Here is a 14,471-nt window from a genome sequence, read left to right as displayed (position 1 = left end):
GTTTCACGAGGCGATAACCATACTTGATACGTAGGATCTTATACTGATCGTCTGATATTTACTCCTTGATCAGCGATCACCCCTTAAAAGAATATTTATATAACCACACACCGAAAGCATAAGTTACATATTCTGCATTCCAATTTAAGGCAGAATAAAAAACCTTATAGCAATTTAATTAAACGTAAAATTAGAATTTAATAAAAAGATCTTATTCAGAAAGCAGTGTTTACATTGGTGTGCATTTCGATAGTTTGAGCGTCGAGCTCAACGAGTTTAACTTGGATAAAAGCAAACTCATTTAAATGGCTCGCATGCGTTCCACCACAAGGGATTACCGCTAATTGACCTTCCCCTAAATCGCACTTCCAATAGCGAGAATCCGTTAATCTGTCACCGTGGCATTCCATGGTGATCATCGCATCTCGTCGAAGCCATTCCACAAGTTGGCTATTCACTTTTTTTGCAATCGCCTGGAGGTCATTCAGCATATCTGCACTGTTTAATCCTCTTTTACGGAGTGTTTTGCCTAAACGGTACGTATCGAGGCACTTGTCTGGAGTAACATAACTCGTAACTTGTGCATAGCTATTAAAGTCATAATAACCATGTGGGTCTTTGCGGTCTGCGTCTTTTCGCCAATAGTCTTCCGCTAGTACTTTATTCAACGCCAAATACGCTAAGTGTCCTGCAGTGTGGCCTCGACTCAAAGCGCGTTGGTAATCCTTATCTACCGCCAATGTCACCAAATCATCAGTAACAAGTGATTCCGTACGTGATAAAACATGCACGACGACAAACACCCAACCTTCAGCATCACGCTTTACAGGGATGTCACTACCCACATACAGAGCACCACTTTCCTGCTCCACTGCCCCAACTTGGCAATCTACTACGTCATGCTCAGCCCCATTCACCTTCAACGTTCCTTTGTCTGCAGGGTGATCCGGCCATATGTGACTAACGGGATGGAACGGCGTGACATCTGTAATAACGTAAGTCACTTCTTCCGTATATTGAACGAGCTGTATTTGTGCTTCTAATTGCCATGTTTGATGACAAAAACGAGTCTTTGTTGCTGTGATAGTCATTTTTACGATTACTTTTGATAAAAAAATACCCAAGTAGAAACTTGGGTATTCGAATTTCATTATTTATTGCGGTTTTTCACCATCGACATCATACGCTTACGTTTACGCTCTTGTGATAGCGTAAGCTTATTCGTACGGTTCTCGTATGGGTTATCACTGTTGTGGAAGTTAATGCGAATCGGTGTTCCCATAATTTCCAGAGACTTACGGAAGTAGTTCATCAGATAACGTTTATACGAATCTGGCAATTCACGAACCATGTTACCGTGGATAACAACGATCGGTGGGTTGTAACCACCTGCGTGTGCGTATTTGAGTTTGATACGACGACCACGAACCATTGGCGGTTGGTGATCATCCACAGCCATCTTCATGATACGCGTCAGTACTGACGTACCCACACGCGTTGTCGCCGAGTTATATGCTTCTTGGATAGATTCAAACAAGTGACCAACGCCAGTACCGTGCAGCGCAGAGATAAAGTGGATACGCGCGAAGTCGACGAATCCTAGACGGCGGTCCAGTTCTTTCTTCACGCTTTCTTTCACGTCACTGTCTAGACCATCCCACTTGTTAACGGCGATGACAATTGAGCGGCCAGCATTCAGTGCAAAACCAAGCAAGCTTAGGTCTTGGTCTGAAATATTTTCACGAGCATCAATCACCAGTAGAACGACGTTTGCATCTTCTACCGCTTTCAGCGTCTTAACAACAGAGAACTTTTCAACCGTTTCATTGATACGACCACGACGACGAACACCTGCGGTGTCAATTAGTACGTATTCGCGTCCATCACGCTCCATCGGGATGTAGATAGAATCGCGCGTTGTACCAGGCATATCGTATACAACCACACGTTCTTCACCCAGAATACGGTTAGTCAGTGTCGATTTGCCTACGTTAGGACGACCGATGATCGCCAACTTAATCGGCTGCTCTTGAAGGCGTTTGAATTCAGCTTCTGCGTCTTCTTCAGTGTAATCTTCAACAAGAGGCTCTTCGTCTTCGAATCCAGTCAGGTCTTCAATCTCACCTTCTTCAGATTCACTTGTTAGTAGATCATCAAAGAATGGAGATAAAGCACGCTCAAGCAAAGCGGTCACACCACGGCCATGAGCAGCCGCAATCTGGTACATATCATCCACGCCGAGCTGCCAAAAGTCAGCACACGCCGCATCGGCATCAATACCATCGATTTTGTTTACTACCAGCATCGCTGGCTTTTCAATTTTACGCAGATGCGCCGCAATTGCTTCATCTGAAGGTGTCAGACCAGCACGACCGTCAACAAGGAACAATACAACATCAGCCTCATCAATCGCGGCTAATGACTGTTCTGCCATCTTTGTTTCCACGCCTTCTTCTGTGCCATCGATACCACCAGTATCAATCACAATGAATTCGTGCTCTTCACCAAGTCTCGCCTGGCCATATTTACGGTCTCGCGTTAGGCCTGGAAAGTCCGCAACCAACGCGTCACGAGTGCGAGTCAATCGGTTAAATAGTGTAGATTTACCTACGTTCGGACGCCCTACTAGAGCTACAACAGGTACCATAACAACCTCTACAATAATCTTTCTTCTGTAGTTATAGGTAACGACTTGCTCGATGCCAAATCAAACCAGCTTTTTACCTATAACCACGTCAGGGTTAATAAATTCAAACAACAAAACGGCTCCTAGCTGTCACCAGCCAGGAGCCGAATGTGAATTATATCACGATATTATTCGTTAATGGTTAGTTTCTTTACATCGCCGTTGCGAGTTGTAATCACATAACCATCCGACAATAACGTCGGGCCAACTGCCAAGCCACTATCATCGACAAACTGCTGCGCAACAAATTCGCCCGTTGAACGATCCATCCAGTGAAGGTAACCAAGCGTGTCACCGACAACGAGATAATTGCCAACAATAACTGGCGCTGTAAGTTGTCGGTGCTCAAGCAAGCTGTTTTCCCACAACTCAGTCCCGCTTCGTGAATCAACGGCAACAACATGATCTTTTTCCGTTATCACAAAGATGCGACTACCATCTGTAGAAATGTCTGTCGCAGATGAGTAATTACGCTTCCAAATCGGGTTCGCTGAACGCAAGTCAATGGCGATAAGTTGACCATTGTATCCAATGGTGAAAAGAGTACCGCCTAGCACAATTGGCGATGAATCAACGTCAACCAAACGATCAATTTCTGTCGCGCCTTTTGGCGTACCAACAGGCTGTTGCCAAATCAACTGACCACGCTCAACGATAGCAGCTGCGAGTCGGCCATTTGCCGTTCCCCAAAACACACCGCCGCCAATTGCAGTCGGAGTACTGTCGCCACGTAAAGTTAAGTTCGGCACTTCTGTACTCAATGCCCAGCGTTGCTCACCTGTACTCTCATTAAGGGCAATCAACATGCCTCGGCTAGTATTGATGATAATAAGGCCTGAATCTGCAACTGGCTTCGCCAGTACCTCACCACCAACTTTTACACGCCAAACAATTTCACCTGTTTCTTGGTCAAGAGAGATGACTTCACCATTCTCAGAGCCAATGTAAAGGTTTCCGTATGCCGCTGTGATACCACCAGAGAGACGAGCAATGACATCTTCTTCTAGGTCCGTTTGCCAACGTTGTTTACCATTCTCAGGATCCAGCGCTTTTACTAAGCCATCACGACTTGCCACGAACAATGTATCATTCGCAAATACAGGGGATAGTTTTGAAAAGTAATGACCAACACCATCGCCAACCGATGTGCTCCACTCACTACTGGTTGTAAACTGACTGTCTACCTGAGGTAGTGGCGCCATTACAATGGTGTCTTTCTCACCTGCACAACCGGCAAGTACTCCCATTGTTAACGCCCCTAGCAAGGCTTTCTTAAAGACTCTTTTCATCCAATGCGGTCCTTATTTCGCCAGATCGTCCAATTTCATTTGTAGTGTCGGGCTTGCATCTGCCGCTTGCTGAGCTTCAGTATACGCAGCGTACGCAGCATCTTTGTCACCTTGGCGAATCGCAATATCGCCACGAAGTTCAGCAATACGACCTGTCCATGCTGTATCAGTGACGTTACTTAGCTCTGCCGTTGCAGCGTCGAAGTTACCCATTTCCGTCTCAATACGCGCAATGCGGTAACTAATCAATGGTAACAACGCAGCATCTTGAGTGTTGCTTTGCGCCCACTTCAGTTGCTCCAATGCAGCAGAAAGGTCTTGAGCTTCAACTTGTGCTTTAGCAAGTTGTAGTGCAGCCAATACTGAATATTCTTTTACTTCATTTGACTCAATGAAAGCTTTCACGTCAGCTTGAGCATCAGTGCCTTTGTCTTGCAAAGCATTCATTGCTGTCGTGTAGCTTTGAGAAGCTGCTTCACTCGCCTGAATCACAGAATCCTGGTAGTAACGCCAGCCAAATAGACCACCTAAACCAACAACCGCACCGATGATGACGGCTTTGCCGTTTTCCTTCCACCAGTCTTTAATGGCTTCAACTTGTTGTTCTTCAGTATCGTAAAGTTCCACTTCCTGTCCTCTTAAAACATGTAAATGGTAGCTTAGCTGCCATTGTTCCTATTTCGTTTAAAGGCTCCACATTTGGGAGCCTTAGCTTACGAACTAGGATGTAATTTTGTTAGATTACTAAAAGACTTAAATCAGTGCTGCGATCTTTTCTGCAACTTCTGCTTGGTTGTAAGTCTCTTGCTCACCACCAGCTAAGTCTTTCAGTACTACGGTATTATCCGCAACTTCGTTTTCGCCCAGAACCAATGCTACAACAGCACCAACTTTGTCTGCGCGTTTAAACTGTTTCTTGAAGTTACCGCCACCGAAGTGATTCATCACACGAACGCCTGGAACAGACTCGCGAAGCTGTTCTGCTAGCTTCATTCCTGCCATCATGGTGCCTTCACCCGCAGTGACTACGTACACGTCAACACTGCGACGAACGTCTGTCAGTTCCAACGTTTCTAGCATCAGTACTAGACGCTCTAGGCCCATTGCAAAGCCAACCGCTGGTGTTGGTTTACCACCTAATTGCTCTACAAGGCCATCGTAACGACCACCGCCACATACAGTGCCTTGAGCACCTAGGCTCTCAGTGATCCACTCAAATACCGTGCGATTGTAGTAATCCAGACCACGAACTAGACGTTCGTTAACTGTGTATTTGATACCTGCAGCGTCTAAAAGTTCACATAGACCTACGAAGTGTGCTTTAGATTCTTCACCCAAGTAATCTGAAAGGCGAGGTGCATCACCTAAAATAGCTTGAACATCTGGGTTCTTCGTATCCAGAACACGCAGTGGGTTCGTGTGCATGCGACGCTTACAATCTTCGTCTAGCACATCAATATGTTGCTCAAGGAATGCAACCAGTGCAGTACGGTAGTCTGCGCGGTCTTCTTGAGAACCGATAGAGTTCAGCTCAAGACGGACATGTTCATTGATACCTAGCTCACGCCATAAACGCGCCGTCATCATGATAAGCTCTGCATCAACATCTGGACCATTTAGACCAAACACCTCAACACCACACTGGTGGAATTGACGGTAACGACCTTTCTGCGGACGTTCATGGCGGAACATAGGCCCCATGTACCACAGACGCTGTTCATCACGGTTGATCAGGCTGTTTTGGATACATGAACGTACACAACCCGCCGTACCTTCTGGGCGAAGTGTTAGGCTGTCGCCGTTACGGTCATCAAAAGTGTACATTTCTTTTGAAACGACGTCTGTCTCTTCACCAACAGCGCGGCTGAATAGGTTTGTTTCCTCAACGATTGGCATGCGCACTTCGTTATAACCGTATGCGCTAATTACATTTTTCACTGTGTTTTCTAGTTTTTGCCACAGTGGCGACTGAGTTGGGAGGCAATCGTTCATGCCTCGAATTGCTTGAATTGTTTTTGCCACAATACTTACCGTAATTCTCGTTGAGATTAATCTTGTACTTTAACTTCGATGCGGTTTTCGCCATTCATCATAGCTGCTTTCGCACGGATCTTAGCTTCTAGCTTATTCACAAGGTCATCGTTATTAAAGCGCTCTTTCTGGCGTTTACCATCTTCGTAGAATGCGCTCTTCTTGTTACTACCTGCTAGACCTAAGTGAGAAACTTCTGCTTCACCAGGGCCGTTTACCACACAACCGATGATAGACACATCCATTGGAGTGATGATGTCTTCTAAACGTTGCTCCAGTGCATTCACCGTACCAATCACATCGAATTCTTGGCGTGAGCAGCTTGGGCACGCAATAAAGTTGATGCCTCGAGAGCGAATGCGCAGAGATTTAAGGATGTCGAAACCGACTTTGATTTCTTCAACTGGATCGGCAGCCAAAGAGATACGCAGCGTATCGCCTATTCCTTCAGATAACAGCATACCTAAGCCAACAGATGACTTAACAGCGCCAGCTCGAGCACCACCCGCCTCTGTGATACCTAAATGAAGAGGCTGATCGATTTTCTTCGCCAGCAGACGATATGAATCCACCGCAAGAAAAACGTCTGAAGCTTTCACGCTAACTTTAAATTGGTCAAAGTTAAGACGATCGAGATGATCTACGTGACGCATCGCCGATTCAACCAAGGCTTCTGGCGTAGGCTCACCGTATTTCATCTGTAGATCTTTTTCCAAAGATCCACCATTGACACCAATACGGATCGGGATATTTTTATCGCGAGCGCAATCAACAACAGCGCGAATGCGCTCTTCATTGCCGATGTTACCTGGGTTGATACGTAAACAGTCAACTCCGTACTCCGCAACTTTCAGCGCGATACGATAGTCGAAATGAATATCAGCCACTAATGGTACAGAAACTTGCTGTTTAATCAGTTTGAAAGCTTCTGCTGCGTCCATCGTAGGCACAGAAACTCGAACGATATCTGCGCCGACTTTTTCTAGTGCTCGGATTTGAGCGACTGTCGCTTCTACGTCAGTCGTGCGAGTGTTAGTCATTGACTGTACTGCAATTGGCGCACCATCACCAATTGGCACATCACCCACATAAATACGCGTCGATTTACGACGAATAATTGGAGATTCGTGTTGCATAATTTTTTATAACGGTAGAGTGAATCTAGCTACTTTGCCTGAAGTATACCCAGAAAGGTCGACAGGTTCACTTGCAAATGTCATTGTAACCCCTTCCGGTGCGCCTAATATCACTTTAAATGGCGCTTTTCCGGTAAGTTCTACATCTTGTCCTGGCTTATGAGTACCACTTACCAGCGTTTTACCATTGGTGTCTTTTACTTGAATCCAACAGTCCGCTTTAAACTTCATAGTAAGAAGTGTCATGCCTTCAGGTACTACTGGCGCAGGCTGTTCCTCTTCCGCCGCTTCAATCACGGCAACAGGTTCTTCAGAATCTACGCTTGTTGTATTTTCAGTTTCAGTCAGCAAAGGATCCGCCCCTTGCTCTACGGATGCTTCAGTCGATTCAGCAACGCCTTCATTAGTTGAAGCAACTTCTTCAGGAGTGCTTGCGATTAACTCTTCAGCCGTCATCAAATCGATATCAGCTAATTCTTGAGCAGTGGGCTGCGGCGCTTCAACACTTGAATCCGTTACTTCCTTAGTTAGGCTATTCTCTTGTTGGTTTTGCCACCACCATGCCGCTGAGATGCCAATAATGACCAGCCCGATAACCCAAGTAAGGAGCATAATACGGCTATTGTGCTTCTCGTCTTTTGTTTTACGAGAGAAGCTTTGCATTTCAATTTCTTGCTCTTGAGGCTGAGCATCTGCAGTCTGCTCTAACGCCGTCAAAACCACCTTCTCATCAAGACCTACGAATTTAGCGTAAGAGCGTAAGTAACCACGCGTAAATGTCGCGACTTGTTGAGATTCAAATCGGTTATTTTCAATATCTTCAATCACAGAAATGCGAAGCCTCAGGCGATCGGCAACTTGCTTTTGGCTCATTCCCAAGGATTCACGTTTGTTTTTCAGTAATGTGCCAGCTTCAATAGAGAGTGGCACTTCATTCGTATTTTCGTGTTCTGTCATAATGGCGGTATTTAATCTGTTTTAGTGGCTAACGTGGTCATGTATTTTCGTTATTGTTCTTAAGCCGCTTTAAAGATAGCTAGCCTAAACGCGTTAACCAAAAATAATAATTTTAAGAAACTCTCAGCGATCTGAGTGCGAATACCCGTTTTGCAAAAATCAGCAAAACGTATGTGAGAAAGTGCTGAGAATTATCGGTGTCATCGTTAGTGTTACATATCATGATAAGCGAATGCGCAACGAAGACAAAAACTCTTTACACTCAAACTAACAGATAGCTCAAGCTTTTGTCCAAACTTTGACAAAGGAATTCGAAATTATACCCAAATAACCTTAGGTTGAAGAGTGATAGTCCCAAATCTTGGCGAAAATGTCCTAAACAATAAACAAAATAGCCAGAGCGAATGGCTCTGGCTATTTTTGAATTCCGGTCGTTTATACAGCTTTCACTTCAATGGTATCGGCACCGCGTGACGCTTTCAGCATTGCCGTACGTTTAGTTCGGTCAATTACATCACCGACCAACTGACCACATGCGGCATCAATGTCATCACCACGTGTTTTACGAACCGTAACTGTGTGCTCGTATTGCATCAATGTTTTTTGGAAGCGATCAATACGTGAGTTACTTGGTTTCTTGTAAGGTGAACCTGGGTACGGGTTAAACGGAATCAAGTTAATCTTACATGGTGTGTCTTTCATCAGCTCAGCCAGTTCACGAGCATGGTCCATGTCATCGTTCACATGATCAAGCAACACGTACTCGACTGTTACCTTGCCACGGTTTGCATTCGATGAAGCAATGTAACGACGAACGGATGCTAGGAAATCTTGAATATCCCAACGATCGTTAATTGGCATGATTTCACTACGCAGCTTATCGTTTGGCGCATGAAGAGAGATCGCCAACGCAACGTCGATTTTGCCCGTCATCTGATCAAGACCAGAAACCACACCTGATGTTGATACGGTTACGCGACGCTTCGACAAACCAAAGCCAAGGTCATCCAACATTAACTCCAATGCAGGAATCAAGTTCTTCATATTAAGAAGCGGCTCACCCATGCCCATCATCACGACGTTCGTAATTGGGCGACGGCCTGTTTCTTTCTCAAGACCAATTTCACGTGCAGCACGCCACACCTGACCGATGATCTCTGAAACTTTCAAGTTACGGTTAAAGCCCTGCTGTGCTGTTGAGCAGAACTTACATTCCAATGCACAACCTACTTGAGAAGATACACAAAGCGTTGCGCGATCATCTTCTGGAATGTAAACCGTTTCTACATCCTGATCACCAACCTTCATTGCCCACTTGATCGTGCCGTCTGAAGAATGCTGAGCTTCTGCTACAGTTGGTGCTTTAATTTCACACTTGTGTAAAAGCTTTTCGCGCAGCTTCTTGTTGATGTTTGTCATTTTTTCGAAGTCATCTACACCGAAATGGTAGATCCACTTCATAACCTGATCGGCACGAAACGCTTTCTCGCCAAGTTCTTCCGCGAAAAACTGACGCATGCCTTTGCGATCAAAGTCGAGTAGATTGATTTTTTCAGTGGTCATGTTGCCTCTCAATGACTGAAACAAGAATAAGGGCGCGAATTGTACAGCCTTTATTCAGCTACAACAAGGGGTGTAAGACCCTGAGTTTGCTAAGGCATTAAAATAAAAACGTTTAAATTTTAATCAGACTTTACGGTGAGAATAATGATTAGACAACCGACAGCAAAAGCGTAGAAGTGATACAGAGAAAACAGTGAGAACAAACACACTTAACTAAGCTTTCCCCCCTGTAAGATGCTCAAATTAGCCAACGTCTTCGCGAATAATTACGAATGAACTCGCCGGGGAAATGGAGAACGCGGAATAAAAAACCTCGGACAAATCCGAGGTTATTACGAACTAGATCATCACGCAAAAGTGATGCATGAACGAGTTAGCGAGAGAAAACTTCTGATTCAGGGAAGAAAAACTCAATTTCACGAGCGGCAGACTCAGGGCTATCTGAACCATGAACTGAATTGTGACGCATGCTGAGTGCGTAATCAGCACGCAAAGTGCCACATGCCGCGTCCTCTGGGTTGGTTTTACCCATTAGCTCGCGGTAACGTGCAATCGCATTTTCGCCTTCCAATACCTGAACCATAATAGGACCAGATGTCATGAACTCTTTTAGAGGAGGGAAAAACTCTTTACCTTCATGCTCTGCATAAAAGCCGCTTGCCTGATCTTCTGTCAGGTGAACCATTTTGGCAGCGATGATACGTAGGCCAGCCTTTTCAATACGATTGTAGATTTCACCAATTAGGTTTCGCTCTACAGCATCAGGCTTAATGATTGAAAATGTTCTTTCTAGAGCCATAAAATTTCCTTTCTGTACTTGTAATAATAGTTGTGCTTTTAAAGTGACTTACTGGGTAAGAGCAGCACTCAAACAAGAGAGTGCTGCAATCAATCTTATTTTCCAGCTTGCTCATTGAGGAAACGAGCAAGTGTACGAACACCCATCCCCGTTGCTCCCGCAGCCCATTTATCAGAAGCGGCTTTACGATACGTACCCGCACAGTCGAAATGTAACCAGCCTTTCTTGTAGTCCTCAACGAAGTAAGACAAGAATGCAGCAGCAGTACTTGCACCTGGAGAATAATCACCAGAGCTGATATTCGATAAATCGGCAAAATTAGATGGCAACATTTCTCGATGGAAATCAGCAAGTGGTAGCGGCCACAAGCCTTCTTTTTCCTGGTTTGCCGCCGTGAGGGCTTGATGCGATAGCTCATCATCAAAGCTCATTAGCGCATGGTAATCGTTACCTAACGCATTCTTCGCTGCGCCTGTTAGCGTCGCGCAGTCAATAATTAACTCAGGCTTTTGCTCACTGGCGTAGATAAGACCGTCTGCAAGCACCAAGCGACCTTCCGCGTCGGTATTCATAATCTCAACGGTTTTGCCGTTTTTGTAAGTGATGATGTCGCCAAGCTTAAGGGCACGGCCAGAAACCATGTTCTCAGCACAACACAAGATCAGTTTTACGCGCTTGTTTAAACCGCGCAAGATAGCTAATCCTAGGCCACCAGTGATAGTACCCGAGCCACCCATATCTGCTTTCATTGCACTCATGAAGGTAGAAGGCTTCAAGCTGTAACCACCGGAATCAAAGGTGATGCCTTTACCCACAAGACATGCGAATACAGGTGCGTTTTCGTCACCAGTTGGGTTGTAGTCTAACTGAAGCATCGCAGAAGTACGCTCAGAACCACGGCCTACTGCGTAAATACCTTCCCAACCTTCTGCCAACAAGTCTTTGTCTTTGACGATACGTGCTGTCACAGTGCCTTTCGGCGCAACAGATTTAATGAATTCAGCAGCCATTGTCGCTAGCTGACGAGGAGCAACTTCTTCTGCCGTTTTGTTGATAATATCGCGGGTAAAATCAGTCGAAGTAATACGAGCTTGAAGCTCTGCTTGATCTTCATCAGACAATGCTGCCCACTCAACTGAGCCATGTTTTTTAGGGTTACGGAACCCTTGGTGGAAAGCCCATACGCTCTCTAGATCCCAGTTATCACCAGAAAGAAAAATAGAACGAATTCCTTGGCCATCTAGCTGACGAGCTGCACGTTGAATTGCGCCGAGATCATGACCTTCACCTAAGTGAATAGTTGCGCCGTTTTCAGCGAATGAAAGCAGTGCTTTTTCACCCCAATGTGGTGCTGCCGACTCTTGACTTAAAAATACAGACATCTGTGTAGACATGGTTTCTCCTTGTCTTATAGCAGCGTTGCCTACGCTGCTTCTTTTTAATAACTCACGGATGTTAGCATTATGTAGGGCAAAAATGTCAATTGGATAAAAAAACGGACCTAAAGGTCCGCTTTTTTTAGTAAGAATTGTTAACTAGGCTGTGTTTTACAGACTTAGTCCGCTTCGTCCATCCAGCACATGATAACGGCTTCTAGAATCTTTTCATTAGAACGGTTTGGCTCATCGTCAAACTCATCTAACTCCATGATCCATTGATGAAGATCGGTAAAACGCACTGTTTTTGGATCGACATCTGGAAACTTGTCACAAAGTTCAATCGCGATATCGCGAGAATCTGTCCATTTCATTGCTCATCTTCCTTTTGCTTCTTCCCTATATTGGGAAGATAGTTTTAGTGATCTTCTGAAGCGTGGTTTAGTGTGTATTTAGGAATTTCTACCACCAAGTCTTCATCAGCAATTCTCGCCTGACACCCTAGGCGTGACTCAGGCTCTAGACCCCACGCTTTATCTAGCATGTCGTCTTCTAGTTCTTCACTTTCTTCTAGTGAATCAAAACCTTCACGGATGATTACGTGGCAGGTAGTACACGCACATGACTTCTCACACGCATGTTCAATACCGATACCGTTTTTTAGCGCTACGTCTAGAACGGTGTCACCAGAGTTTGCTTCCAACACTGCACCTTCTGGGCACAAATCGTCGTGTGGTAATACAATAATCTTAGGCATAACTACTTATCTCTTATATATCGTCTACTGATTGACCTGACAACGCAGCTCGAATCGATTTATCCATACGGCGTGATGCGAAATCTTGGCTCGCTTTATCGGTATCTTTAATGCCTTGCTCTATCGCATCTGCATCATCACCATTACGCAGCTCAATCAAGGCTTCGATGGCTTTAATCAAGTTTTGTTTCTCTTGTTCTGATAGTAAGTCATCACCATCAGCTTGCATCGCTGCAATCAAACCTTCTATCACTCGGTCGGCTTCAACACGCTGCTCAGCTAAGGCACGAGCTTGCATGTCTTCTTTTGCGTGCGTCATTGAATCACGCAACATATCCGCCACTTCATTGTCACTTAAGCCGTAAGAAGGTTTTACTTGAATCTCTGATTGAACACCAGTGCTCTTCTCCATTGCCGTAACAGAAAGAAGGCCATCAGCGTCAACTTGGTAAGTCACGCGAATATGTGCCGCACCCGCTGCCATCGGAGGAATACCTTTTAACGAGAAGCGAGCAAGTGAACGACAGTCATCAACCATTTCACGTTCACCTTGTACCACATGAACACTCATCGCCGTTTGGCCATCTTTGAATGTGGTAAATTCTTGCGCACGCGCAACGGGAATCGTAGTGTTGCGGGGGATGATCTTCTCGACCAAACCACCCATGGTTTCAATACCGAGCGACAGTGGAATCACATCAAGAAGCAACATTTCAGAGTCAGGCTTGTTACCCGCGAGAATGTCTGCTTGGATACCCGCGCCGATTGCAACAACTTCATCAGGGTTAATGCTTGTCAGGGGTGTGCGACCAAAAAACTCGCCTACCATTTCACGAACCAGCAATGTACGGGTTGAGCCACCAACCATGACGACCTCGAGTACTTCATCTGCGTCGACATCCGCATCTTTTAATGCGCGACGACAAGACATCAGTGTTTTCTTCACTAGCGGACGAATCAGATCTTCGAACTGCTCGCGAGTCACGGTGCCTTTCCAACCAAAAACGTCAACGTCAACACTGTCTTGCTCAGAGAAAGCAATCTTAGCTTCAGTAGCAATGTTCAACAGTGTACGGTTCTTTTCTGCAGAAAGCGGCGCTTCTAGACCCGCTTGCTCCATTAAATAATCGGCAAATAAATGGTCGAAGTCGTCACCGCCTAATGCAGAGTCGCCACCTGTTGCTAATACTTCAAATACGCCTTTCGATAAACGTAGGATAGAGATATCAAAAGTACCGCCACCTAGATCGTAAACCGCAATCACACCTTCTTGACCTGAGTCTAGGCCATAAGCAATTGCCGCAGCGGTTGGTTCGTTAAGTAGACGGAGAACATGAAGACCAGCTAATTTCGCCGCATCTTTTGTACCTGCACGTTGCGCGTCATCAAAGTAAGCAGGAACGGTAATAACGACACCTGCTAACTCACCACCTAACGTATCTTCAGCTCGCTTACCCAATACTTTTAGGATGTCCGCAGATACTTCAATCGGGTTTTTGTCACCTTGAGGTGTTTGCAAAATTGGCAGGCCGTTTTCACTCTCTTTAAAACGATAAGGAAGTGAAGAGTAACGGGACTGAATGTCCTTTAATGAACGACCGATCAAACGTTTTACAGAGATAATCGTGTTCTCTGGTTCAAACTCTGCTTTGGCTTTGGCTTCGTGGCCGACCGTTAACGTTTCCTCAGCGTAATTAACGACTGAAGGTAAAATAGTACGGCCCTGCTCGTCCGCAAGTGGAGTTGCATCGCCGCTACGTACAGAAGCAACCAAAGAGTTGGTAGTACCTAAGTCGATACCCGCTGCTAACTTATGCTCATGAGGTGCCGAGCTTTGGCCCGGTTCTGCGATTTGAAGTAGTGCCATGATAGGTCCT

The 14,471-nt window shown here is 45.4% G+C and carries 13 protein-coding genes; all 13 read right to left on the bottom strand.

Translation table 11 applies throughout. From position 1 onward, the window contains the following. Positions 1-215 precede the first annotated feature (215 nt). Entirely contained in the window at positions 216-1,091 is an 876-nt protein-coding gene (locus R7R24_RS21365; protein ID WP_047102174.1) for a metal-dependent hydrolase, read from the bottom strand. A gap of 59 nt (positions 1,092-1,150) precedes the next feature. After that, positions 1,151-2,647: a ribosome biogenesis GTPase Der gene (gene der, locus R7R24_RS21360; protein WP_017820569.1), complete on the bottom strand. Its 1,497-nt coding sequence runs from the start codon at positions 2,645-2,647 to the stop codon at positions 1,151-1,153. Between the two features lie 167 nt (positions 2,648-2,814). Next, positions 2,815-3,975, bottom strand: coding sequence for an outer membrane protein assembly factor BamB (bamB, locus tag R7R24_RS21355; protein WP_005381696.1), 1,161 nt, complete (start codon positions 3,973-3,975; stop codon positions 2,815-2,817). A gap of 12 nt (positions 3,976-3,987) precedes the next feature. Next, positions 3,988-4,602: a YfgM family protein gene (locus R7R24_RS21350; RefSeq protein WP_005381697.1), complete on the bottom strand. Its 615-nt coding sequence runs from the start codon at positions 4,600-4,602 to the stop codon at positions 3,988-3,990. 126 nt (positions 4,603-4,728) lie between these two features. Continuing rightward, on the bottom strand, positions 4,729-5,997 hold the full coding sequence (gene hisS / locus R7R24_RS21345) for a histidine--tRNA ligase (RefSeq protein WP_054579028.1): 1,269 nt from the start codon (positions 5,995-5,997) through the stop codon (positions 4,729-4,731). Between the two features lie 26 nt (positions 5,998-6,023). Next, positions 6,024-7,142: a flavodoxin-dependent (E)-4-hydroxy-3-methylbut-2-enyl-diphosphate synthase gene (gene ispG, locus R7R24_RS21340; RefSeq protein WP_005383709.1), complete on the bottom strand. Its 1,119-nt coding sequence runs from the start codon at positions 7,140-7,142 to the stop codon at positions 6,024-6,026. Between the two features lie 6 nt (positions 7,143-7,148). After that, positions 7,149-8,099 carry a cytoskeleton protein RodZ gene (gene rodZ, locus R7R24_RS21335; protein ID WP_005381700.1) on the bottom strand — a complete coding sequence of 317 codons (951 nt, stop codon included), beginning with the start codon at positions 8,097-8,099 and terminating at the stop codon, positions 7,149-7,151. A gap of 435 nt (positions 8,100-8,534) precedes the next feature. Further along, positions 8,535-9,662 (bottom strand): bifunctional tRNA (adenosine(37)-C2)-methyltransferase TrmG/ribosomal RNA large subunit methyltransferase RlmN, encoded by a 1,128-nt coding sequence (locus R7R24_RS21330; protein ID WP_017633913.1) that lies wholly within the window; start codon positions 9,660-9,662, stop codon positions 8,535-8,537. A gap of 373 nt (positions 9,663-10,035) precedes the next feature. Continuing rightward, complete coding sequence (gene ndk / locus R7R24_RS21325) at positions 10,036-10,461, bottom strand: nucleoside-diphosphate kinase (RefSeq protein ID WP_005381702.1); 426 nt, start codon at positions 10,459-10,461, stop codon at positions 10,036-10,038. Positions 10,462-10,556: 95 nt separating this feature from the next. Then, a complete protein-coding gene (gene pepB / locus R7R24_RS21320; protein ID WP_005381709.1) occupies positions 10,557-11,855 on the bottom strand; it encodes an aminopeptidase PepB in 1,299 nt (432 codons plus the stop codon). A 161-nt stretch (positions 11,856-12,016) separates the two neighbouring features. After that, entirely contained in the window at positions 12,017-12,211 is a 195-nt protein-coding gene (gene iscX, locus R7R24_RS21315; RefSeq protein ID WP_005381711.1) for a Fe-S cluster assembly protein IscX, read from the bottom strand. 44 nt (positions 12,212-12,255) lie between these two features. After that, on the bottom strand, positions 12,256-12,594 hold the full coding sequence (gene fdx, locus R7R24_RS21310; protein ID WP_005381713.1) for an ISC system 2Fe-2S type ferredoxin: 339 nt from the start codon (positions 12,592-12,594) through the stop codon (positions 12,256-12,258). A gap of 13 nt (positions 12,595-12,607) precedes the next feature. Continuing rightward, positions 12,608-14,461: a Fe-S protein assembly chaperone HscA gene (hscA, locus tag R7R24_RS21305; protein ID WP_017820567.1), complete on the bottom strand. Its 1,854-nt coding sequence runs from the start codon at positions 14,459-14,461 to the stop codon at positions 12,608-12,610. Positions 14,462-14,471 lie beyond the last annotated feature (10 nt).

Source organism: Vibrio sp. 704, from assembly GCF_033339295.1.
Note: the sequence above shows the minus strand (reverse complement) of the source record. Positions and strands in the feature narration are given on the sequence as shown.